This window comes from Sphingobium sp. Cam5-1 (genome assembly GCF_015693305.1).
Classification (GTDB): domain Bacteria; phylum Pseudomonadota; class Alphaproteobacteria; order Sphingomonadales; family Sphingomonadaceae; genus Sphingobium.
On the sequence record NZ_CP065138.1, the window covers coordinates 874,724 to 897,358 of the forward strand.

The 22,635-nt window shown below is 61.0% G+C and carries 20 protein-coding genes; 4 read left to right on the forward strand and 16 right to left on the reverse strand.

The features are described from left to right. Window positions 1-142: 142 nt before the first annotated feature. Both IZV00_RS04450 and IZV00_RS04455 read left to right on the forward strand, forming a co-directional pair. Window positions 143-1,486 carry a UDP-glucose dehydrogenase family protein gene (locus tag IZV00_RS04450; RefSeq protein ID WP_196225958.1) on the forward strand — a complete coding sequence of 448 codons (1,344 nt, stop codon included), beginning with the start codon at window positions 143-145 and terminating at the stop codon, window positions 1,484-1,486. A gap of 120 nt (window positions 1,487-1,606) precedes the next feature. Beyond that, window positions 1,607-2,998: a family 16 glycosylhydrolase gene (locus IZV00_RS04455; RefSeq protein ID WP_196225959.1), complete on the forward strand. Its 1,392-nt coding sequence runs from the start codon at window positions 1,607-1,609 to the stop codon at window positions 2,996-2,998. On the opposite strand, the gene IZV00_RS04460 is transcribed toward IZV00_RS04455, so the two are convergent. The 16 genes from IZV00_RS04460 to IZV00_RS04535 all read right to left on the reverse strand — a co-directional run bounded on the left by IZV00_RS04460 (window position 2,983) and on the right by IZV00_RS04535 (window position 20,205). Beyond that, a complete protein-coding gene (locus tag IZV00_RS04460) occupies window positions 2,983-3,909 on the reverse strand; it encodes a glycosyltransferase family 2 protein (protein WP_196225960.1) in 927 nt (308 codons plus the stop codon). The genes IZV00_RS04455 and IZV00_RS04460 overlap by 16 nt on opposite strands. Beyond that, on the reverse strand, window positions 3,906-4,991 hold the full coding sequence (locus IZV00_RS04465) for an acyltransferase family protein (protein WP_196225961.1): 1,086 nt from the start codon (window positions 4,989-4,991) through the stop codon (window positions 3,906-3,908). The genes IZV00_RS04460 and IZV00_RS04465 overlap by 4 nt, the downstream gene beginning before the upstream one ends. Continuing rightward, complete coding sequence (locus IZV00_RS04470; protein ID WP_196225962.1) at window positions 4,988-6,115, reverse strand: endo-1,4-beta-xylanase; 1,128 nt, start codon at window positions 6,113-6,115, stop codon at window positions 4,988-4,990. The genes IZV00_RS04465 and IZV00_RS04470 overlap by 4 nt, the downstream gene beginning before the upstream one ends. After that, window positions 6,112-7,080 (reverse strand): glycosyltransferase family 2 protein, encoded by a 969-nt coding sequence (locus tag IZV00_RS04475; protein ID WP_196225963.1) that lies wholly within the window; start codon window positions 7,078-7,080, stop codon window positions 6,112-6,114. Before IZV00_RS04475 ends, IZV00_RS04470 begins: the two co-directional genes overlap by 4 nt. Then, the gene (locus IZV00_RS04480) at window positions 7,080-8,024 is read right to left on the reverse strand and encodes a glycosyltransferase family 2 protein (protein WP_196225964.1); all 945 of its coding nucleotides are present in this window, start codon (window positions 8,022-8,024) and stop codon (window positions 7,080-7,082) included. Before IZV00_RS04480 ends, IZV00_RS04475 begins: the two co-directional genes overlap by 1 nt. Next, window positions 8,021-8,950 carry a glycosyltransferase family 2 protein gene (locus IZV00_RS04485; protein WP_196225965.1) on the reverse strand — a complete coding sequence of 310 codons (930 nt, stop codon included), beginning with the start codon at window positions 8,948-8,950 and terminating at the stop codon, window positions 8,021-8,023. Before IZV00_RS04485 ends, IZV00_RS04480 begins: the two co-directional genes overlap by 4 nt. Further along, a complete protein-coding gene (locus IZV00_RS04490) occupies window positions 8,943-10,307 on the reverse strand; it encodes an O-antigen ligase family protein (RefSeq protein WP_196225966.1) in 1,365 nt (454 codons plus the stop codon). The genes IZV00_RS04485 and IZV00_RS04490 overlap by 8 nt, the downstream gene beginning before the upstream one ends. Window positions 10,308-10,311: 4 nt before the next feature. Then, window positions 10,312-11,598 (reverse strand): polysaccharide biosynthesis protein, encoded by a 1,287-nt coding sequence (locus IZV00_RS04495; RefSeq protein WP_196226503.1) that lies wholly within the window; start codon window positions 11,596-11,598, stop codon window positions 10,312-10,314. An 82-nt stretch (window positions 11,599-11,680) separates the two neighbouring features. Beyond that, a complete protein-coding gene (locus IZV00_RS04500; RefSeq protein WP_196225967.1) occupies window positions 11,681-12,481 on the reverse strand; it encodes a WecB/TagA/CpsF family glycosyltransferase in 801 nt (266 codons plus the stop codon). After that, the gene (locus IZV00_RS04505) at window positions 12,478-13,386 is read right to left on the reverse strand and encodes a capsular biosynthesis protein (RefSeq protein ID WP_196225968.1); all 909 of its coding nucleotides are present in this window, start codon (window positions 13,384-13,386) and stop codon (window positions 12,478-12,480) included. The genes IZV00_RS04500 and IZV00_RS04505 overlap by 4 nt, the downstream gene beginning before the upstream one ends. After that, a complete protein-coding gene (locus IZV00_RS04510) occupies window positions 13,383-14,741 on the reverse strand; it encodes a GNVR domain-containing protein (protein WP_196225969.1) in 1,359 nt (452 codons plus the stop codon). The genes IZV00_RS04505 and IZV00_RS04510 overlap by 4 nt, the downstream gene beginning before the upstream one ends. Then, complete coding sequence (locus IZV00_RS04515; RefSeq protein WP_196225970.1) at window positions 14,738-16,159, reverse strand: ATP-binding protein; 1,422 nt, start codon at window positions 16,157-16,159, stop codon at window positions 14,738-14,740. The genes IZV00_RS04510 and IZV00_RS04515 overlap by 4 nt, the downstream gene beginning before the upstream one ends. Beyond that, window positions 16,156-16,974, reverse strand: coding sequence for a polysaccharide biosynthesis/export family protein (locus IZV00_RS04520; RefSeq protein WP_196225971.1), 819 nt, complete (start codon window positions 16,972-16,974; stop codon window positions 16,156-16,158). The genes IZV00_RS04515 and IZV00_RS04520 overlap by 4 nt, the downstream gene beginning before the upstream one ends. A 25-nt stretch (window positions 16,975-16,999) precedes the next feature. Beyond that, a complete protein-coding gene (locus IZV00_RS04525; RefSeq protein ID WP_196225972.1) occupies window positions 17,000-18,073 on the reverse strand; it encodes an outer membrane beta-barrel protein in 1,074 nt (357 codons plus the stop codon). 400 nt (window positions 18,074-18,473) lie between these two features. Further along, the gene (locus tag IZV00_RS04530) at window positions 18,474-18,665 is read right to left on the reverse strand and encodes a hypothetical protein (RefSeq protein ID WP_196225973.1); all 192 of its coding nucleotides are present in this window, start codon (window positions 18,663-18,665) and stop codon (window positions 18,474-18,476) included. 148 nt (window positions 18,666-18,813) lie between these two features. Beyond that, window positions 18,814-20,205: a sugar transferase gene (locus tag IZV00_RS04535; protein ID WP_196225974.1), complete on the reverse strand. Its 1,392-nt coding sequence runs from the start codon at window positions 20,203-20,205 to the stop codon at window positions 18,814-18,816. Window positions 20,206-21,141: 936 nt separating this feature from the next. On the opposite strand from IZV00_RS04535, the gene IZV00_RS04540 reads away from it, so the two are divergent. Both IZV00_RS04540 and IZV00_RS04545 read left to right on the forward strand, forming a co-directional pair. Then, the gene (locus tag IZV00_RS04540) at window positions 21,142-21,516 is read left to right on the forward strand and encodes a response regulator transcription factor (RefSeq protein WP_196225975.1); all 375 of its coding nucleotides are present in this window, start codon (window positions 21,142-21,144) and stop codon (window positions 21,514-21,516) included. Next, window positions 21,513-22,634 (forward strand): YaiO family outer membrane beta-barrel protein, encoded by a 1,122-nt coding sequence (locus IZV00_RS04545; protein WP_196225976.1) that lies wholly within the window; start codon window positions 21,513-21,515, stop codon window positions 22,632-22,634. Before IZV00_RS04540 ends, IZV00_RS04545 begins: the two co-directional genes overlap by 4 nt. The last annotated feature ends 1 nt before the right edge of the window (window position 22,635 follow it).

Genomic DNA, 22,635 nt, shown 5'->3' on the forward strand with positions numbered 1-22,635 from the left:
TTGGATGTCAGGCTTCACGCTTGGGCATCCGATCCATGGTGAAAGGCTAAGCCGATCATCCCGCGTTCGCGGGGTCGGCGTTTTGCGCCTTTTTTCTCTGGATCGCAGCGCAAGCGGAGCCGCTTTTTAAGGAGAATAGGTGATGCGGATCGTAATGACCGGATCGGGCTATGTTGGGCTGGTTTCGGGCGCATGCCTTGCCGACTTTGGGCATGATGTCGTCTGCGTGGACAAGGACGTAGCCAAGATCGAGGTACTGCGCGACGGTGGCGTACCGATCTACGAGCCGGGGCTTGCCGACCTGATCGCGCGAAACGTGAAGGGAGGACGTCTCACCTTCACCACGGACCTGGCCGCTGCGGTGGCGGAGGCGGACGTCGTCTTCATCGCCGTTGGCACGCCTGCGCGCCGGGGCGATGGTCACGCCGACCTTAGCTACGTCTATGATGCCGCTCGCGAAATCGCATCCGCATTGCGCGGCTTTACGGTCGTTGTCACCAAATCGACTGTTCCCGTGGGAACGGGCGATGAAGTTGACCGCATCATTCGCGAAGCCAATCCTGCAGCAGAGTTTGCCGTCGCCTCCAACCCCGAATTCCTGCGCGAAGGTGCGGCGATACAGGATTTCAAGCGGCCTGACCGCATCGTCATCGGCATCGAGGATGATCGCGCCCGCCCCGTGATGGAGGAGGTGTATCGCCCGCTCTATCTGAACCAGGCACCGATTCAGTTCACCGGCCGACGCACGAGCGAACTTATCAAATATGCGGCTAATGCCTTCCTCGCGATGAAGATCACCTACATCAACGAGATCGCCGAACTGTGCGAACATGTCGGCGCGGACGTTCAGCAGGTTGCGCGTGGCATCGGCCTCGACAACCGCATCGGCAGCAAGTTCCTCCACGCGGGTCCCGGCTATGGCGGCTCCTGCTTCCCCAAGGATACACTGGCGCTGGTGAAGACCGCCGAAGATGCGGGCGCGCCGATCCGCCTGATCGAAACAACGGTTGCGATCAACGAAAGCCGCAAGCGAGCAATGGCCCGCAAAGTGGTCGCTGTGTGCAACGGCTCTGTTCGCGGCAAGACGATCGGCGTGCTGGGCCTGACCTTCAAGCCGAACACCGACGATATGCGGGACGCGCCCTCGCTCTCGATCATACAGGCGTTGCAGGATGCGGGTGCGCTGGTGCGCGCCTATGATCCGGAAGGTATGGACGCCGCTCGCTCGATGCTGCGCGGCGTCGATTTCTGCGCCAATCCCTATGAGGCCGCCCAGGGTGCTGCGGCCGTGGTTATCGTCACTGAATGGGACGCGCTTCGTGCGCTGGACCTGCCACGCCTGCGATCCGTGATGAGCGGTGAGGGCCTTGTCGATCTTCGCAACATCTACCGGGCCGCCGACGCGGAAGCGGCGGGCTTCTCCTATGTCAGCGTAGGCCGGGGGGCAGAACCCGAGCCCGAAACGCTCATCCAGGCAGCAGAATAAAGCCTAGCTGTATCGGCTCATCGCAAAAGCTCCGGCTTTGCGATGAGCCGTGCTTGACAGGAAGTTTTTGTTAATCTTCGTATAGGACCCTCAAGGGGCTAATAAGCGGGGGTTGCAAAAATGAATATCAAACTGACCGGCTCCATGTGTGGAGCCGGATTATCGCTTCTATGCGTCATGGCGGCGGGGGCCGCAACGATGTTATCGAGTGGATCGACATCGACTAATTTGCAGACGGGGTCAACCACGACTCTGCTCAGTAGTGGATCGACATCGACAACCACTTCGACAACTTCGTTATCGACTGATACCACTTCGACCGTTTCATCCAGCTTTTCCACATTCGATTTCGCCAATGGTACAAGGCTGCCGGACAAATCGACCCTGTCGCTAGGCAATGCGACCGTCCATCCGGGCAGCGGCACTGCCTATGTGCCGGTAACGCTGGATCGTCCGACGCCAAACACAGTCATCGCGCGGGTCATTACGGTGAACGGGTCAGGCACGCTGCGCGCATTGTCCGGCTATAACTATCAGACGGTAGATACCGTCGTGATCTTCCGCCCCGGCGATCCGCTCGTCCAGACGGTCGGTGTACCGATCACCAGCCTTGCCGAGGGACAGCAGTTCCAGTTGAAGCTGCGGGAAGCGCCCTGGGGCGGCCTTCAAGGACAATCGCTGGCAACCATCACCGCTACCAGCGCCCTCGCGCCGACACCCAAGGCAACCGGCACTTTCCGCCAGCCCCGAACCTTCGCGGCAACGGGCACGCTCCAGTTCGAGCTGAACAAGGAAACGCACAAGCGCTCGCCCGACGGCGGCTGGAATCGCTGGGCTACCTCGCTGTCGCATGGCCGTACCCAGATCGCCAATGGAGAGACCGGCCTCTATCTGGATTCGTCGCTATTCCCCGGCATTGAAGGTCCAGTCTACTGGGGCGCACAGGGTCTCGTCCTGCACAGCCAGAAGCTGAAGTCGCCCATCTGGTACGAAGGCCAGAACTGGTATTATGGCGCGTCGGTGCTGGATGGCCGCAATTTCATCGCCTCGCAGATCGGCTACGGCCAATATGAATGGGTGGCACGGATGCCCAACCGTCGCGGCTCATGGCCCGCATTCTGGCTGATCTCCACCAGCGGATGGCCGCCCGAAATCGATATCTATGAGGGCTTTGGCTATCAAAGCTTTTGGGATTTCGATCGTCATATCAGCCACACCATCCTCGGCGGCAAGGACGGCGTCCGCAGCTTCCAACGCGGCGTCACGATCCAGGCTGAGCAGGCTTACGGCCTCAATGGCTTCGCCCAAGACTTCCACCGCTTCGCCGTCGATATTCAGCGCGATTATATCACCTGGTTCGTGGATGGCGTCGAAACCTATCAGTCGGTCAATCCCTTCCAGGGGCACCGCTGGTATCCGATCATGGACGTCGCGGTGAAGACCAGCGGCGCCTATGATGATGGCTCAGGAGACATGATCATCAAGAGCCTGCGCATCTACAGCGCGCCATAATGGCTATGGGCGCCGCCTGACAGGGCATAGAGGCGCCCCCAGCATTTGACCCACTGCCCGGCAACGTCCACGCGGCGCACGCCGGGCAGAATCAGTCCTGCAAGGCCGACGGTACGCAACCCCAGAATGCCGAGTGTCCGCGCTACCAGCACAACCTGCGCAACGCGCCCCGGCCGCCGCTTCCGCCACGCCAGCGTCTCGGTAAATCCGATCCGCCACATCCGCTTCAACACCCAGCTGAGCTTCGCCCGCTCCGGCGGCACCCATTCACTCACCCGCGCATCGGGTGCCCAGGCGAACCGCGCACCGGCTTCCCGCAATCGCGCAAGGAAATCCAGATCTTCACCCCCGCTCCGGTTGAAGCGCATGTCGAACCACGGCCGTGGCACCATCTCCAGCGCCCTGCGGTTCACCAGCAGGTTATTGCTCGCCCACAACATGCCCGTCGCGCCCCATGCACGCTGCTCCGGCCGGAACACCAAAGTCTGTTGCGCCCATCGCGGCGGCCCATCCTTGAAGTGAAAATCAACAGGTCCCGCGACCACATCGGCACCCCCCTGCGCCTGACAGGCAAGCAGCGCGTCGAGCCAGCCCGGCTGCGGCCACTCATCATCATCGATCATGGCAATGAACCGCATAGCCGGATCGGCCATCGCAACATCACATATCGCATTGCGAACCGAGCAAAGCCCCGGCTCCACTACCGGCAATAGCGTCAGGGGCAAGGGATAGCCGCTATCCCGCAAAGCCTCCACGACAGCGCCACCCTCTGCCTCGGTCCCGTCATTGTCGGCGACCAGCACCATGACATCCTGCCGCTGCACCATCTTTGCCAGCGTTTCCAGCAAGTGCCGCAATTCGGCGGGCCGCCGGAACGTCGGAATGGCAATCCATATCGGCTTGCCAATCATGGCGCCGCCGGTTCCAGCGCAGTGGGACGCTGCGGGCGCCCTTTTTGCAGCCATTTAATGAACTGATGCCCTCGCACCTCGATCAGCAAATAGCTTACCCAGCAGATCAGCCAGGTGACGACCAGCATCCCAAGCACGAACAGCCAGTCCACCCCGACGATCCCATGCCGCTGCGCCACGCCCATTGCTCGCGCGGCGACGTCGCGCACCAGTGGATGCCAAAGATAGATGGAATAGCTGATGAGGCCGAGGTGAAAGCTCAGCCGGTTGGCCATCACAGCGCGCGCGGCTGGCCCATCATAATAGCAGCTCAGCACCAGCGCAGGCATCAGGCACACGACCAGCACATCGGCGCCCGGCAACAGCAGCGCCAGCGCGATCAGACCACAAACCGCGGCAAATCCGCCCTTACGATCAATCACGGCCTTGCACAAAGGATGATCCGCAACGCGATATGTCAGCACGCCCAGCGAAAAGCCCGCAAGGCAGCGCAGCAGCGTCAGCACGCTGTCACTGTCATTGACGTCGAGCGGCCCGCTGGCCCCCAGTCCCGACGATGCCACGAACAGCAGCAATCCAATGCAGATCGCCGCCTGCGCCCAAGCCCAGCGCGAAAAGGCAAGGATCGCGATCAGCGGATAGATCAGATATGCGGCAACTTCCGTGCTGACCGACCAGCTATTGCCCGCGATCGGCTCCGTGCCCCAGCCCCAGCTCTGCACCATGAACAGGTTGCTGAGGATATTGGCCGGGTTCAACTCTATCGACTGGTTGCCCGACACGTTGAGCAGGATGCGCAGCTCAAAGACCAATGTCACGATCAGGTGCAGCGGCCACACTCGCGCCATGCGATTGATCAGGAAATCGACATAGCTCGCCCGGCCCAGATGCTTCACCACCCGATCATGATAGCCATAGGAAATGACGAACCCGCTCAGGATGAAGAACAGGTCAACCGCCAGATAGGCGCGTGAAAACAATGGGATCGCAAACTGCGAAAAGGCCGGTTGATGCGGGATATGATAAAGCAGGACGGAAACGGCCGCGACCCCGCGCAGGCCGGTGAGTGAGGCGACCCTCATGCCCGGTTCCTCCTTGCAGGAGGTGCGGCATCGAAGGCGCCAGCGATTGCGTCCCAAAATGGCTTCCGGGCCATCTTACCGTCAAAGGGCAGGCCACGGGACAGCTGCCCGTCTGGCCATTTATATTCGGGATATTTGGACAGCCATGAATCCCTGTCCGACACGCCCCAACACAGGACTGATCCCATCGCCGGATTATCCAGCGCCACGTCCAGGAATGCCTTGGCAAAGGCCGCAACCTCACGGTCGCGCTTGTCCGGATTAGGTGGCCCGCCACGGTCGGCGATATCCAGTTCGGTGATCGCCAGCTTCAATCCATATCCGCTCAGCGTTGCCAGAAAATCGGCAAATTGCCGCTGATTGAACGGCTCCTTATAGGGTTTCAGATGCCCCTGAATGCCAATGGCATCCACTGGCACACCCCGGCTCATCAGACGATCGAGCAGCTTCAACATGGCGGTTCGCCGCCGTTCGCAGCGCGGAGAGTCATGCTCCAGCCCATAGTCGCCCAGGAACAGCGCCGCGCCGCTATCCACCTCGCGCGCGCGGTGGAAGGCAAGGTCGATATAATGTTCGCCCATGGCTTTCATCCATAAATTCTCCGCGCGCATCCCGTCGGCGCGGCCCTGATTGGGCTCGATCGTTTCATTGACCACGTCCCATTCGGAAATCCGGCCCGCATAGCGTCGCATGGCAACGTCGATATAGCCGGTCATCAACTGTCGTTGCTGCGCATCGCTCGCCTGTTGCACCGCCGGTTCCAGCCACGGCGGATTGGCCGTGTACCAGACCAATGTATGTCCGCGCGCCCGCATCCCATGTGCTTGCGCAAAGTCGATGATCTGGTCAGCGCCGCTAAAGTCATATTTGCCGGGCTTTGGTTCGGTGGTTCCGCGCTTCAGTTCATATTCCTGCACCAGAATGTCGCATTCCCGCGCCACCGTTGCGCGATACGCGCTGTCCTCGCGCAGTAATCGCGATTTCACAGCCGCGCCGAAATAGCGCCCGGAAGCCTTGGCATGATCCGCCAATCCTTCGCGCGACACGACGCGGGCGGCGCCGGGCGGTATGGGAGAGCAGGCCGTCAGCGTCGCTGCCCCCACCAGAAAATCCCGCCGCCTCACAGGCTTTGCCTCCGCCCGCTCAATAATCGCATGACATCGATCCAGCGATCACAGATTTTGCGATAAACGCCGTCCGGCAGAACGATCTGCATCAGCACCGCGCCCGCCAGACGCGGCCCATAGGCGCCATGGAACAATGCCGTCAGATAGTAGCGGATGGCCCGAAGCCGTTTGGTCGGCCAGATGCTCTTTGCCGCGTGCCAACCCATATATCCCGAAAAAGCCCGCGCCGAGATATGGGGGCGCAGGTCCGCCAGCCAGGTCAGGCTGCCTACACTTCCCCGGATCTGCGACAGCCTGTCCTCTGCCTGACGGTCTGCCCAGATTGTACCAGGGCGGCTGGCCATCACGAAACGCGCGCCCGCCAGCGACAACCGCAACGCGAAATCGGTGTCATCGCCGAACTTCACATCCTCGCGATAACGGACCTTCTCGGCGAGCGAACGACTGAGCGCCACACTGCTGGTCTGGATAAAGCCCCGATCGCACATCAGGTAACGATCGACCGGCTCATTTCTTTGTATGGCGCGCGGGGGTTTCAGGAAATTCCGCCCGCCGCCCCGGTCGGCCAGCACCTGCCCATAGGCGACGATATCGTCACTCTCCTCCAGCAGGGGCAGCAGGTCAGCAAGGTGATGCGGCAGGAAACGGTCATCGCAATCAAGAAAGGCGATGTAGCGCCCGCGTGCGCGATCGACACCGGCGTTGCGTGCCGCCGACGCACCCCGGTTCTGCTGGACGACGACGGTCAGGCGCGGGTCCTTGATTGCCCCCAACGCCAATTCGGTGCCGTCGGTCGATCCGTCGACGACGACGATCACCTCGATCACCGCGATGCTCTGCTCCAGTGCGGAAAGCACCGCCGCGACCACTGCGTCCCGACGCTGATAGGTAGGGATGACAACCGAAAATAGCGGTTGGGCGACGGCAGCCTGAAGCTGCGATGGAGGTTGCCAGGCGCTCATCACGACCGCGCTCCGCTATGGGCGGGTTCGCCCTTGCCGAACCGAAGTACGAACAGGTTGACCAGTGAACGGTAGAGCGGCTTTGGAAGGTAGGATCGCAATATCTGCCGCGCGACCACCCGTGGCGGCACCCCGCCTGCGAACATGCCGATCACCAGATCGCGTAGCGCCGCGACAGGGCGCACGGGCGCCATGTGATAGGCCAGAACCGTCGCGCGATAGCCGCGCCGTGCCCGATCGGTGAGCATGTGGCCGCAGCGATCCAGCCAGTCCAGCGAGGTTTCATAACCCCGGACATAGGATGTGCGGCCATCTTCCGTTGCATCCAGCCACACCGTCAGCGGCTCATCGATCATCTTGAAGCGCGCTCCCGCGCCCTGCAACCTGACGCAGAAGTCGAGATCCTGTCCCTTTTTCAACGCCGGATCGAACAGCACCTTGCGGGCCATTTCGCTCGGCACGACCATGGTCGATGTCTGCATGAACTGATTGGCGCAGAACAGATATTCGCCGACATCCTCGCCATCGCGAATGCCGCGATCAGGCCTGATCCAATAACGATCGACGCCCCGGTCGACCTTCATCCTGGAATAGAGGACCGTGCGGCCGTCATCATCCTTCAGCGCCTGCGCCATGATCGACAATTTGCCCGGCAGGAAGAGGTCGTCGGAATCGAGGAAGGCGATATACCGACCCCGCGCGGCCTTGATCCCATGATTACGCGCGGCTCCACCCCCCGCATTATCCTGCCGGATATACCGCACGCGCGCGTCGCCAATGGCCTCGATCACCGGAGCGGGGTCGTCGCGCGATCCGTCATCTATCACGACGATTTCAAAATGCTGCCAGTCCTGCGCTTGCACCGACCGGATCGTGTCACCCACGATATCGGCGCGGTTATAGAGCGGGATGACGACGGAAAAGAAGGGGGCGGCATCGCTCATGCGCCATGCACCTTTCGATATTCTTCGTAACGGAAGCCCGCGATTCCGGCGATCTTGCCGATAGCACGGTAGAGTTTACCCAGCCGCACGACGCGCTTGCCCCGGTCGAGCGTTGCCGCAGCGCCCAGCGTGCCCACCAAGAATCCTGCGGCAATGCGCGGCGCCTCGCCCAGCAAGGTGCGTAGCCGCCCCCTGTGGAACCGCTCGACCATCATGTCGGTCATCCCCAGCCGATAGCCGCGCATCAGCAGCCATTTGGTAGTGACCCGGCTCGCCGGGATCAGCTCCGTCACCAGAGCCTCCTCCGACCAGGCAAAGCGAAAGCCCTTGCGCGCCATCCGGCTGAACAGCTGCTTGTCCGACCCGCCGGTCAGCGCCATGCCCTCATCGAATGGCCGTTCGCCCATCTGGTGCAGCGCCTGCGCTGACATCAGCACATTGGCCGTACTGTCCACCAATGCCACCGGCCCCGAAGTCCCGCGCCGCTTGGCCTGCAACAAAGGATGCCGCGCAGCCCAGGTCGCAACCCGCGCATCCATTTCCCGCGCCACGGCTCCCCCCACGACATCCGCATTCCAGCGCATTGCGGTATCCACCAGCGCATCGATCCAACCGGGGGAGGCAGCTTCATCATCGTCCAACATCGCGACATGCGTCACGCCGGGTCGCGCCAGCGCCTCCGCCACCAGAGCATTGCGCACCACGGGTATTCCCCGCTCAGCCACCAGTAGCGCCTTGATCGGCCAGCGATAGCCTTGCGAAGCCAGCCGCTCGACCACGCCCATCCCCTCGGCCCGCGCGGCATCATTGTCCGCGACCAGCACCTCCAGCTTGTGCGCCGTGTCCAGCGCCGCAATCGATTCCAGCGTCCGTCGCAATCCTTGCGGCCGATTGCACGTAGCGATGCAGATAATAACCCTAGCCATCAACAGCCTCCGGGGAAGAAATGCGCCGCCGCTGCCATTGCGGGCGCGGCTTGGCCTTGAAGGTGGCGTGCGCGGTGGCGATCGCCGCGAGGAAGATCACCCAGACCTGCCGGTCCTTGTCGAAGAAGGAGGTTTCCAGCAGATTCTGGTACATAACGAACACCCAGATGGCGAAAGCCGGAACCATCAGATGCTGGTTCTCCTTGGTCGATCCGGTCAGGAACCAATAGGTTGGCAAAGCCAGGAAACTCACCAGCAGCATGACCAGCCCTAAAGGCCCGGTCGTCACCCAAATCTCCAGATATCCATCATGCGAATGCGCGGTCAGCATCTGGAATTGCTGATTGAGATAATCATGCGCCGGGGAGTTCGCCCCCACCTGCCAGAAGCCGCCGAACCCCGCGCCCAGGAACGGGTGATCGGCCAGATAGTCCAACGCCACGCGCCAGATCGACACTCGCCCGGTAAAGCTCGTCGGATCGGCAAACATCCGCTCGATCGTCGGTTGATAGGCGATGTACAGCGCCAGAAACCCCACCATCCCGAACCCGAGCATGATGAGCAATATCGCCCGCTTCTGCGTATTGTCGCTAAGCGCCCGGTAGATGTTGCTGATCGCCAGCATGCCGATGCACAGCGCCAGCGACGTCTTGCTCTTTGTCCCGATCACGAAGACGAACGCCATGATCGCGAACAGCGCATAATACCATTTCCGGCGGTCGATCCACGCATTGCCGCACACGATGAAACACAGCGCCATCACCGCGCCCGCGATATTCTTGTGGAAGAAGAAACCCCGCCACGCCCCAATCAACGCCTTGTCGCTCTCGGTCGGCGGATGCACCGCGGCCGAAGTCAGCGGCATCGAAACCCAACATATGAGCAGCGACGTAATCAGCGCCCATCGCAGCGCAGTGAACAACCGTTCCGGCCCGATCAGCGCCAATGCGCAGAAGGTGATGTAGATCACGATGAACTGCTGCATCACCCGCTTGAAGGATACGAACGGATCGACGCCCCAGCTACAGGTGATCAGGAACCACACCAGCATGATTGCCAGCGGCCAGAAGGTGAAACGGTACTTCAACGGATGCTGACGGAATATCTGCACGCCCGTCAGCAACAGCGCAAAGCCGATGAACAGCGCCTGCTTGAACAGGTCCGACCCGTCATTGTCCGCCGCCATCGCGACCAGTTCGTCTTGCGTGCGGGAAGCGAAAGGCTGCTGGCCGATGAAGACCATCATCAGGAACACATAGTAAAAGATCTGCGCGACCACCACCATCCGGCTTTCCTGCGAAGCGGCAGGAGAGGGGAGGGACGGCGCAGTGCCCATGCGATGCCATGTCGACGCCATGGGTTCAGCCTTCCGCCCGCTGGCCCGCTCGCCATTTGCGATCGAGCTGCCAGATACCCAGCATCATCACCAGCTGCGACAGCACCACGCCAGCGATCGAGAAAATAGGCGCAACCGCCAGTGTCAGCAGCGTCACTGCGATGATCCCCACGCCGCAGCTGCGCAGGCTCTGATGAGCAAGCGGCCGGAATGCCTTACGCGCCTGCGTCATGACGCTCATCGGCGTCTGCACGCACTGGACCAGCGACAGCAGCGCGCAGAGCCCGACGGCGATGGCGACCAGCCGCCAATCGAGCGTTGGCTTGAGGATCAGTTGCGGAAACACGAACAGCACCAGCGCCGCGAGCAGGCATGTCCCCGCCCAAAGGAAGACCAGCGCGCCCATGAAGATACGCTCGGACCTGATCGCGGCGTGATGATCGCCGCGTGCCACCGCACGGGTCATGCGCGGACGCTCCAGTTGGGTAAGTGCGGTTATGCACACATTGACGGGCCGGAAGAACAGCATGCCCACCGCGACAGGCGCAAAGGCCGTTGGCCCCGCGAGCAGAGTCACGATATAGCTGTGCGCGTTGGACGTCGCCTCGGTCGAAAGCACACCGACGAGGGTCCATCCGGATTGCTCGCGCCAGACCGGACGATAGGCGCTGATCGCCCTGGTCGGTCGCAGAGCAAAGTGCCGCCGCAAATAGGAGAGCCCGAACGGCAGCAGTCCGGCAAGGCTCGCCACCACCAGCATCGCGCCGATGCTCGCCAGATCAGCACCCGTCCGGGAGGCCACCAGAAGTCCCGCGACGATCGTCCCGGCATAGGCAAGATCGGATCGCGCCGCTCGCGCGGGCCGATGATGCGCATAGGCATTGGATCGCCCGAACCATCGCACCAGCGACAAGGTGCCCGCCAGTCCGAACATCGCCGCCGCAGCAGGGGAAGCCGTCGCCCATGCAATCGCCGCACAGATCAAACCCTGACTAACCGCCAGCAACAGGTTCACCGGAAAGAAAAAGTCGAAAGACTTGTGATCGGCCTCATCATCCTGATTGACCGCGATCGTATAAGGCGTCGAAACCAGCGCGTTCGACAGGCTGTACCCGAACTGGATGATAACCAGCAGGAATGCCAGCGTACCGATCGCCGCGGTGCCCAGATGATGGATCGAAAACAGCTGCACGGCCAGATGACTGACCGAAACAATAGCGGACGACAGGCTGGCCAAGCCGAAGCGGCCAAAGATGCTTCCAAGTTTCCGCACGCGCGTCTCCGGCGAGCAGGAGGACTCTTCCTCCCTCATGAGGGAGGGGGCGCGCTCCTTGTTTTCCCCCTCCCGCAAGCGGGAGGGGGTTAGGGGGTGGGCCTGCGCAACCGCCGTCCCATCAGCCATGGCGATGCTTCCAGATCAGCCAAAGCGCATGGGGATTGGTCGTGATATAGCGCCAGGCCAACTGCCGCGGCCGCGTGACCATCCGGTGCAGCCACTCCAGCCCCGCATTCTGCATCCACATCGGCGCGCGCGGATAATCGCCCGTCACATAGTTGAACAGGCCGCCACAGGTGACGATCCATCCCGCCTTGATCCGGTGCCGGTTGCGGACGCAAAAGGCCTGCTCTCGCGGCTTTCCTGTACCGACCCACAGCACATCCGGCGCCGCCGCGTTGATCTCCTCGATCAGTGCATCTTCCTCTTCCGCGCTCCAGAAGCCATTGCGCCGCCCGGCCAGCTTCAGGCCGGGCGTCGCATCGGTGATCCGCCGCGCGCATTCGGCGTTCACCTTCTCCTCGCCGCCCAGCAGATAATAGCGGACATCGCCCGCAGCCGCCTGCGGCAGGCTGTCGATGAACATGTCGGTCGTGCTCGACCGGTCGGCAATCGGCGTCTTGCTAAACCAGCGTGACGCCATGACGATGATTTGCCCATCGGCATGGATCAGGTCCGCCTGAGCCAGATCGGCGCGAAAGTTCGGATCGAGGGCATTCATGGACAGCCCCTGTCCGTTGCAGTCGAACACCAGCAACGGCGCTTCCTTCTGCATTCGGCGCAGCGGCGCCTCCCGCACCATCTTCGTAATCAGGGCGTCAAGCGAGAGGGTCGAAACCGGCACGCCGCCGACCAGCACGCTCTTGTCTTGCGGCTCGACGGACGGAAAAGGCTGGGGGATGGCTCGCTCTGCGCTCATGCAATGACCGTCCCGGCGATCGGCACGCCCTGCCGGTCCAGATCGTCGATGATGCGGCGCAAATCGGCGATCGCGGTATCGCCCCGCCGCGCCACGATGACCACGGCGTCGAAACCCGCCAATATGCTGCCAACCGGGGTCTGCTCGCCCTTGCGCTCGGCAAGGTAGAACAGCATCGATGTTTCCTTAAGGCCCCATCCGTTGGCCGTGTCGGCCAGCGGGCCGCGCGTGATCAGGCTCGACGCACTGCCGGAAACGCGCCCTGCGGTCATCAACCACAATCCGTCGATCGCCGTCTTGGCTGCGGGCAGCAACGCTGCGCTACCCATCAACTGTTCGGCGAGACCAGCCTTGTTCGCTACCCGGAACAGCCGGTCGAGGGACGGGTTGCCCATATCGACGTCAATCAACATCGTCTGCCCGTCCATCTGCGCCAGTACGACGGCAAGGTTCGCGGCCATGACCGCGGCCTCATCCCCGGCATCGACGGACAGCACCGCCAGCCGCAGTGCGGATGGATCGCCCGCCTTCGCGGCTGACCGCATCTTCGCCCGGATCGTCCTGACCTTGGCTGCATAGGGACTTGCGGGGTCGAAGGCTGCGACCACCGCCGGGTCGATCCGCTCGTCACCCGCCGGCAACAGCGAAAAGCCGCCTGCCAGCGCCGCCAGCAGATTTGCCGCCTCGGCATCCAGCGCGCCCATCTCAACAGCTGCCTCATGGAAGGCAAGGCCATGTTCGCGCGCATGCATGTCAACGCGGGTGACGTCGGATTCCGCCAGGAACCCGTGATCGACCGCCAGCTTCGCGAGGCTCTGCTTGTCCCGTCCTCTCGGGCGTAACGCGGCGGTCCCGCCGCCGGGCATCAACTGGGGTGGGGCGCCTGCCGTGGAACGCAGTCTCATGCGGCCTCCTGCCTTTTGAGAAACCAGCCGCCCCGGGTCGGGACCGGCAGCATTTCGGTAATGACTTCCACTTCCGTCGCCTTCGCGACGCCAGCGGCGGATCGAACGCGGGGCTTCAGAATCTCGGCGATCACGACTGCCGCCACCCCGCCGATCAGGCCCAGGGCGACCCCGGCGATCAGCCACAGCATCAGATTGGGCTTGGCGGGCATCAGCGGAACGGAAGCTTTATCCAGCAGGCTTGCATTGGGCTGCGAGATTTGGCTTTTCAGCGTGGCCTCGTTGAAGCGCTGCCGAACCGTATCGTAGGTCTGTCGCGCGGCATCCACATCCCGTTGCAGGACCATCAGTTGGTCCTGCACCTCCGACATCCGGATCATGCGATCTTCCTGGCCCGCCATGTTGGATTTGAGGTCGCCTTCACGGCGGTTTGCAGCGACGCTGTTTGCATTCACCGCACCCGCCTGGCTCGACCGCGCCGCCGCCAGCTTGGATTGCAGTTCCGACAATTGCGCATTGGCCGCGACCATGCTCGGGTGGTTCGGACCTAATGTCTTCGACAGCTCCGAAACCCGCCCGGACTGTGTCGCCACCTGCTCCTGCAAATTCTGGACGATCAGCGATCCTTCGATGTCCGAAACGGACCCCGCGCCAGCCTTTGACCGTGCCGCCGCCGCCTCGGCCTGCGCCTGCGTCAGCTGATAGGACATGTTCTTCAGCTTTTCGGCCTCAAGGTCCATGCGGTTGATGCCGATAATGTCATGCGCCCGCTGGAAATCGGACAAACGCTTCTGCGCCAGTTCATAGCGGCGGCGCACTTCCTGCGTCTGCTCGTCGAACCATTTGGCGGAACCACGCGCGGGGGAGGCGCGCAGTTCGACCTGCTCACGCATGTAAATCTGGGCGGCAAGGTTCGCGACTTTGGCTGCTATCGCCGGATCGGCATCCAGATACTGCAATTGCAGCACATTGCTCTGCCGTCCCGTCGTCACGGTCAGATTGGCTCGCACCCGGTCAGCGGCTTGTTGCACACGCGCGTCCAGGGGAATGTCCTTTGGCAGGGCATCGACGAAACCGGCTTCCTTTGCCACGGCATTGATCACCTTGGCGGATCGGATGACGTCGGTCTGCGTGCCGAGGATGCTGTCGACCTCGACCCGGACGCCAGGCTGGTTGTTGGCGTCCGTGGGGTCGGTCTGCGACAGGTCCAGCAGCAGTGAGGATGTTGCCGCATATTGGCGCGGCTGGATAAACGCCAATATGGCGATGATCAGGAACAGCGCGCCACCCAGCAGCGCTGCCGTCCGCCATCGCGCCTGCACGGCCGACAGCAGATCGATCGGGTTCATGGTCATAGCCCGTCAACTCCTCGCAACATGGCCCGCATTTCTTCGGCGGGGGTGGGGGCGGGGGGCGTCGCTGGCACCGGCTGCTTCGCCATCAACAACAGGAACTGCGGCGCCAGCGTGTCCTCGAACATGAACAGCTCGCCACCGGGCATTGGCGTAAGGGCGGGTTCCAGCCGCCGCATCGCATCGGCCGCCTGACCTTCATTGATCGATCCGCCGCCCAGCACCTCATGGCCCAGCCGAACGAGCCGCTCGTAGGAGATGACCGACATCTGCGAAGCAGCCACGCCTGCCAGCGCGATCATCCGGCGGCTCGCATTGGCTTCCCAAAGCACGCGGCGGAACAGCGCATGGGTCGCCCCGCTCATCTCCGCCCAATCTTCCAGCGCCGACGCGAGGCCCTGCTCCACATCGGCCAGCGTCATGCGTTCGCGCCCGGCTGATTCGGTGACGAGCGCCGCCTGCATGCCGAACAGCCGCGCATGGTATGGCGACCCCATCGCCGCCCCCGCCAGCGCATCAAGTGCGTCGGGATCAAGCCTCAACCGCGCATTGTCCGCGCAGCTCATCAACAGCCGCTCCAACTCCGGCTTTGGGATGGGCGCAACCCGCTGAGGCGCGATATGCCGCCGCAAGGACGGATGCGCCGCGATCAGCCCATCCACATCGCCAGCGATGCCGACCAGCACCACCTGAACTGGCGAATGAATATCGGTCAGCAACTTGAGCAGCGTCGCCACATCCGCCTTTGCCTCGTCGGACCGGACCCGGTCATACTCATCCAGGATCAAGATAGTACGCTGACGTACGTCCTCGACCAACAGGTTCGCCAACCGCGTTCCATCAATGGTTTCATTCATTAATTTCCGCGCTTTTTCCTGCCCCCCCGGACTCATCGGCAATTCGCTCAGGAACGGCCGGAACAACGCGTCGAAGTCCGCATCCCCGCTAGCCGACCCATAAAGCGCGATGCATCCGGCCTCATCCGCCAGATCACCAAAAACCCGCGCCAACGAAGTCTTGCCCGACCCGCGCGTTCCAAAGATCACCGCATGCTTCCGCTGAACGACAATGGCCTCGACCAGCTTTTCCAGCTCGCTATTCCGCCCCGCCAGCCCATGACGATCCGTCACCGGCATCGCCGTGCTGAAAGCGCTGTAGATGGAATCCCGCCGCAAGCTGATCGGCTTCAGGGGCGCGGCCATCGCCCCCATCGAAAGAGCGCGTGGTACATCCGTCACCTCATCTTGCTGTTGCCGGAACCCGGGCGCCACGGGCGTGTCGAGCAGCAGAGGCTCAGCCATTGTTGCGCGAGGCCCACCATTGGGAGTCTCGGCACGTGCCGTGCTGCGGCGAAAGGACAGGAGCCAGTCCCGCATGCCGCTGGACCGATCCTGCGCGAAGCCATGATCGATTGTCGTCAAAACAGCTTCTCCCGGATTATGAGGACGTCTTCAGGCTGAACCGGATCATCCAGGTTCGCCTGTATTTCCTTGCCTCCCCGGCGTACTTTTATGCGCTTGGTAGAACCTGCGAGCGTTGGCCCTCCCGCCAGCGCGAGCGCTTGGCGGAAGCTCTGGCCCGGCGCGAACGAGAAGGCGCCAGGTTGCTGCACCTGGCCGTAGACATAAACCTTCTCGGCTGGCGGGACGAACAGGATGTCTCCAGGCTTTAGCTGGCGACTGCCCCCGACAGCCATGTCGGCGAGTGAGATGCGGACGGCACCGCTGCCATCGGCTGGCGTCAGGATGACGGCGTTGGCGCCATCCTTCGTCGAGCCGCCAGCCTTGGCAAGCATCGACGCGACCGTATAGTTGCGATCCAGCGGATAATTGCCCGCTTGAGGAACATTGCCCAGAACGGTCACAAAGCGGCTGACATAATTGCTCACCTCGACGTTGACCGAAGGATTGGCGAGGAAGCCTCCGCTCGCGTAACTGGCCGCGATTGCCTGAGCCAGTTGCGACGTCGTCTTGCCTCGCGCCTGGACCGGCCCGATCAAGGCGAGAGTGACGGTGCCGTCTGCCTTGATGCGAGTAGTGGATGACAGGTCTGGTTGACCGAAGATCGCAATCCTTACTTCGTCGTCAGGCCCCAATTGATAACCCGCATCGGCTTCGGGCTTGGCCGACGGCGGCGCAGTAGTGACCGCCATTTCGGCCGTCTGCGCGCCAGCGGGTGCTGCCGCGGCGACTGCAAGGAAGATCGAAAGGCTGGTCAGGAGAGCCTCTGCTTTCACAGTTCATGCTCCTTTATGTTCGAGGTCAAAATCGGATCGCCGTGCCCAGTGTCACCTGGGTTCCGCTATATTCAGCCACATCCGTATCGGTGCGCCGCTTGTAGCGTTGCGCATCGAGCGAGATGTCGACGCGATCCGACAGCTTGCGTTTCAGCATCGCTCCGAACCTCTGGTTGCGGTCGGCGGTTATGGAAAATGGCCGCAAAGCGGGGTCCTGGCGGAACCTGCGCCGCTCCAGTTCGCCGTAGAGTCCGGCCGAGGTGAGCTCTGAAATGTTGAACTCGCCTTCCAGTCGATATCTGGTCCGGATGGCAAAACCACTGGCTATCAGGCTGTCGTTAACAATGCTGCGTTCTGTCGTGGCTGTCAGTTTGAGCCGGGGAACGATGCTGGTTGAAATACTCACATCCCAGCCTAGGCCGTCATAATTGCCAACGGCTGCCGAATCGCTGCTCACATCCAGCCAGCGCACCTCGGCATCAAGTTGCGTGATTGGAGACACCGCACGCTTGAACCGCAGGCCATAGCTATTGGTTCGATTTTCGATGCCAAGGTTGTTTCGGTCGCTGTTCACGCGCTCGTAAAAGGCGGTCAGCGTACCGAGGCTCGGCATGTTATAGCCGATCCCGGCTACAAATGTGTCGCTCGTCTGATCCGCATAATCGAAGGCGTTATCGTTGCGTGTCATGTCGCGACGGTAGGATGCCACCGGGAACAGGCCCGGGCGCTCGCAACTCAGGTCTGCGCCAAAAGTGGTGAACCGCTGCAGATTTTCCGTTTGCTGATTGATGTCGCCATAATCGGCGCGCTGCTGCCTGTAAGATGCAACGGGCGTGATGGAACAGGTCGCGCCAAAACGAATGATTGCCTTCGCTTCGGCATCGAGCCGCAATTTGCTGCGCTGCCCTTCTGAAATAAACCGATCATAGCCGACCCGGCCTCTCAGCAGCAGGTCATGTCGTCCTATCGGCTTTCCATAAGTCAGTTCAGCCCAAGGCGTTACGATGATGTCGTCGGTGGGATTCTCCAGCCGATCATCCACACGATAAACATTGTCGTCATATAGAAGGTCGACGCCAGCCGTCGCATGGAGGCCCATCGTCTTGAGCCGTGAAGCGTCATCGACTGTCGCCGTCTGAGCGCTGACTGGGCAGGGCAGAGCCGTGAGCGCAGCACAGCTTAGGGCTGCGGCAACCACCCGAGTGACCGGAGAAAGATCATGACATGCAGGCGCGTTAAAGCGCCTCCAAAAATGTGGAGTGTAAGTGATAACCAAATGTGCAACCCTTTATTGCATTGCAGCAATCAGGGCATGCTAGGCGCCTTTGCGGGCAAAACGAACCTCTTAACCTGCAGCTTGTCGCGACTATGCCACGCTTCGTTTCATCGTGAAAACGAGCGATCGTCGGCGCTTTGTTGCGGTCGAGGACTGTTAATCTGCCAGCAAGGTATCAAACAAGATGCCGTTCATCTGGCAGCAAGATTAGGCCGGGTCCCAATCAGACCAAATACCAGATGATCGAACAGGTTGCAGCTGCGAAGGTGACGATCCCTGCCCAACGGGACAGAATTTCGATGCCGCGATCGGCGCGATCCGCGAAGGATGAATACGCCAGTTTGGACGCACAATCCTTGTTGTTATCAAAGGAAGAATGTTGCGCAACGGCAACCGGCGCAAGATCGTCTGCCACGTAATTTGTCCGCCCTGTTCAAGATAGCAGACATATCCTATTTTACGCTTAACAAATAGTTCATGTACGCGCCCAGCGTCACTCATTCCGTCGCAAATTCAATGAGGTGGTGCAAAAATCCTACGTAGAGGGCGACACCGCCTGCCCTTTAGTAAGCGTTGCGATGAATAAGGACGTTGAATGTACCGATCAGGATGGCGATGTCGCGCATCAGGCTCCAGCCGTGGAGATATTCCAGGTCGGCCTCCACGCGATTGAGAATGTCCCTGCGCGTCTCGGTAGCGCCACGGAATCCGCGGATTTGAGCAAGGCCCGTGATGCCCGGTTTCAGCGCGTGCCTATGCCAATATTGGCGGTCGACTTGCCAGAACAGCTGTTCTTCCGCCGTCGAGCCCAGAGCGTGAGGACGCGGCCCCACCAGGCTCATCTCGCCTAGCAGAACATTGATTAGTTGAGGCAGTTCATCAATGCTGGTTTTGCGGATGAACGCACCTACTCGAGTGATGCGATCATCATCCCGTCGTGTGGACGAGGCGCCAGCGGCATCGCATTGTTCAACCCGCATGCTTCGGAACTTGAGAATGTGAAACAGTCTATTTCCGCGACCGATACGTTCTTGTTTGAAGAAGATGGGGCCGGGCGAATCGAGCCGGATCGCGATCGCGATCGCAACCAGCAAGGGCGTCAGTGCGATCAGCAGCGGTACGGTGATGGCAATATCCAAAAGCCGCTTTTGCGCGCGGTTCGCGAGGTTGAGAGGACCACGCGCCACGACGAGAGTGGAAACGCCGCGGTAAGTTTGCACAGCCAAGGGCGCCATCGAATCCAGTTCCGGCACGATGATCTCGCCCAGGATATTGCCGCCCTTGAGCATTTGAGCCCAATCCGTCTTGCGATCGGCAGGACAGGATATGATCACACGGTCGAAATCGCGTAGCAAGGTGCCTAACCTGTGCAGCATATAAGGATCGTCTAGGTCTGCCTTGATGCCCGCACCTTCCGCGTCGACAATTACCATGCCGCTGACATCTTCAGGAATCATGCCGCCATCGATGATCATCAGTTGTGCGAATAAATTGTCGCTGAAATGTCTCCGCACCGTGCGAACGATAATTAAGCGCTGCATAACCAACAGAGTCGCACTGCAAAGAATGCCCGCCGAAATGCCCAGCCGCGAAAGCTGACCGGTCGCCTTCAGCGAGAAAACCGTGAGCAGGAAGATCAGCAGCGTCCCAGCCAGGGCAAGCGATGCATTGCGCAAGCTGGGCGTTAATTGGGTCAGGCAGACGGGATTGAATGCCTGATTGTGGAAGGCGACGATCCCGTAGACGATCATGCCCCCGCCAAGTGGTTGCCATAGCCCCGAGAAGAGTAAGGGCACGCCAGCCGCCCGCAAGCCAAGACCAAAGCCAGTTGCGAGAGCGGCCATATCCGCTGCCACGAGTAATAGGCACAGCCAAAGCCTTGCGTTCCGCTGAACGGCGGATGTTGTAGGCTGGCGACCGGGAAATCCCTCGATCGCCAGATCGATTTTCGACATCTGCAACCCTTTTCGTGTCCTGACGTCAACTACGCTTCATCCCGAAGAACGAATGTGTACATCAGGCATCCGCTGCCTTGTGATTATGTTGCGGAGCAGCAGGACATAATTGTATCGGGCTGGCAATCATTGCTGGGACGCTCGGATGCTCTTTTCCGATGATCCGTTAGGATCGGGAGATACGGCGCCCCACATCTGCGACGACCCGAAATTCAACGGCGGAAATGTGCAAGCGAAAATTTACCGCCTTTACGAAGCGCTTGCTCGAATCAGGCCGTCATTTTCGCGAATCAGGCGACGAGCCACCATCCGAGAAGAACAAGAGTCCCTGCCAGGGCGATCGGTCCCGCCCAACGCGATAAAAACTGTACGCTCGCCTCGGCGCTTTCATAGGTAAACGGCCCCGCGCGATGATGAGGTTCTGCGGGGCGGCTCCCAATGGCTGTATCGTGACGCGGCCCCGACTGAAGTTCTGCCCCGTCGGAAGTCTCATCCTGAGGTTGAGGTGACAGGTCGATCATCTGCAATAGCCCCAATGCGATATGCCCCTCATAAATAGAACTTTTGATGTAAAAAAGAAGAGCTTTCTACTCGAGTTGTAAATTTTGGTGAGCGAATTCCGCGTCATTTTGGGGCGTGCAGCATATTAACTGAACAGTTCGAGACCCGCTGTTAGATCACGGTGTGTCCGACATCCAATTTGTCGGATGTGTCGTCCACTTCGGGGCAGGGCAGACCTTGTCGCGCCGTTTCAATTTCTCGCTCCAGCGCCCAAATCAGCTTTCCACAAAGCATGGCACGTCTGCCAAAGCGTTTTTCCGCTACGGCGAATTGAACCGGAATGGCGGTTTACCCGTTGTTAAGAAAAGAAAGTTTTCGCACTAGTCGCATGTGGCTGATACTTAAGGGATCGGCAAAAACGGAGGAAAAGGTCAGGTGGCGCATATCCTGGTCGCAGACGATGACGATCTGCTGGGCGAACTGGTTCGGTTCAAGCTCGAAGCGGCAGGTCATGATGTTACGATCAAGCAGGATGGCGCATCTGCGCTTAGAGAAGCTCGGAGAGGCGAGTATGATCTTCTCGTACTCGATGCCATGATGCCGGTAATGTCCGGTCCCGATGTGCTCAGGACTCTCGCAGAAGAGAGGCCTGGGATGCCGGTTGTCATGCTGACGTCGCGGAAGGCGCAGGCTGACATATTGGCGGCGCTGACCGCTGGCGCTCGTGACTATTTGACGAAACCGTTCATCCCGGATGAACTTGTTGTGCGGGTAAACGCCATCCTGAAATCTGCGAGGCCCGTTCAATGAGCCTGCTCGTTCTGGCGATTGCAGCGGCAACCGTCACGCCGGATGGCCCGATTGTTTCGCAGCGTGCGGAGTTGATCGCACAAGCACGGGCAGCCTTGGCACGGCAAGACTTCGCTGCTGCAGTTGGCAGGCTGGAGCAGGCGGATTCCGCCAATCCAAATGATGCGGAAATCTTGCGCATGCTTGGCAGTGCTTATGCCTTTGACAAACGCTATCCACAGGCAATCTCAACGCTCCGTCGGGCAGAACTGCTGGCACCAGAAGACCTCGACATCCGCGCAGCGCTGGCGCGCGCTTACCTGTGGTCTGGTGATCGGGCAGCGGCAGAGCGGGAGCTTGTCGCCATGGAGCAGCGCTCTCCAGCAAACGCGGACGCTATTGCCCTCAGGCGTCAATTGGACGATCGCGATCCTGCCAGTGCCGCGCCGATGAACTGGGGTTTGGCGGCCACGCAGAGCGTTTCCCGCGTGTCCTTTGCCAATCGGCCCAGCCAAACCTGGTATGACACGAATATCGCTCTTTTCGGCGCCATTGACTCCAAGACGTCGGCAGCCTTGACCGTGGAAAGAGAAGACCGGCGATCATTTGCTGACACCCGCCTGGAGACCCGCATCGACCGTCGGTTTGGCAACAAGTCTCGGACCTTCCTCGCTTTAGCCGTGACGCCGAACGCGAACTTCCGGGAAAAATGGGGCGTGACAGCTGGAGTAGAGGCGGACATTGCCTCATTTGCTACGGTGCTGGCTGATCTGCGGCATGCGGAATATCGCGATGCGTCGGTCACCGTCTTTCAGCCCGGCGTTCGGCTTGCAGCGCAAAAGTTGGGACTGGCCGCCACCGTCCGGATGATCAACCTGTGGGATGAAGATGGCACCCACCGGTGGGGCGTGTCGGGCCGATTGGATCGCGCCTTCTCGGGCGGGGCAACACTCTATGCTGGAGCAGCCACCTATCCCGATACGGAAGCGGGGATAACCCGGCAGGTTCATTCCCTGTTCGCGGGCGCGACGATGCCGATCGCTGACAAGGTCTCACTTCGGGCAGGGGTCGACTATGACCGCCGTCGCGCTACCTACAGGCGGACAGGTGGAACTCTAGGTCTTCAGGTCAGGTTCTGAT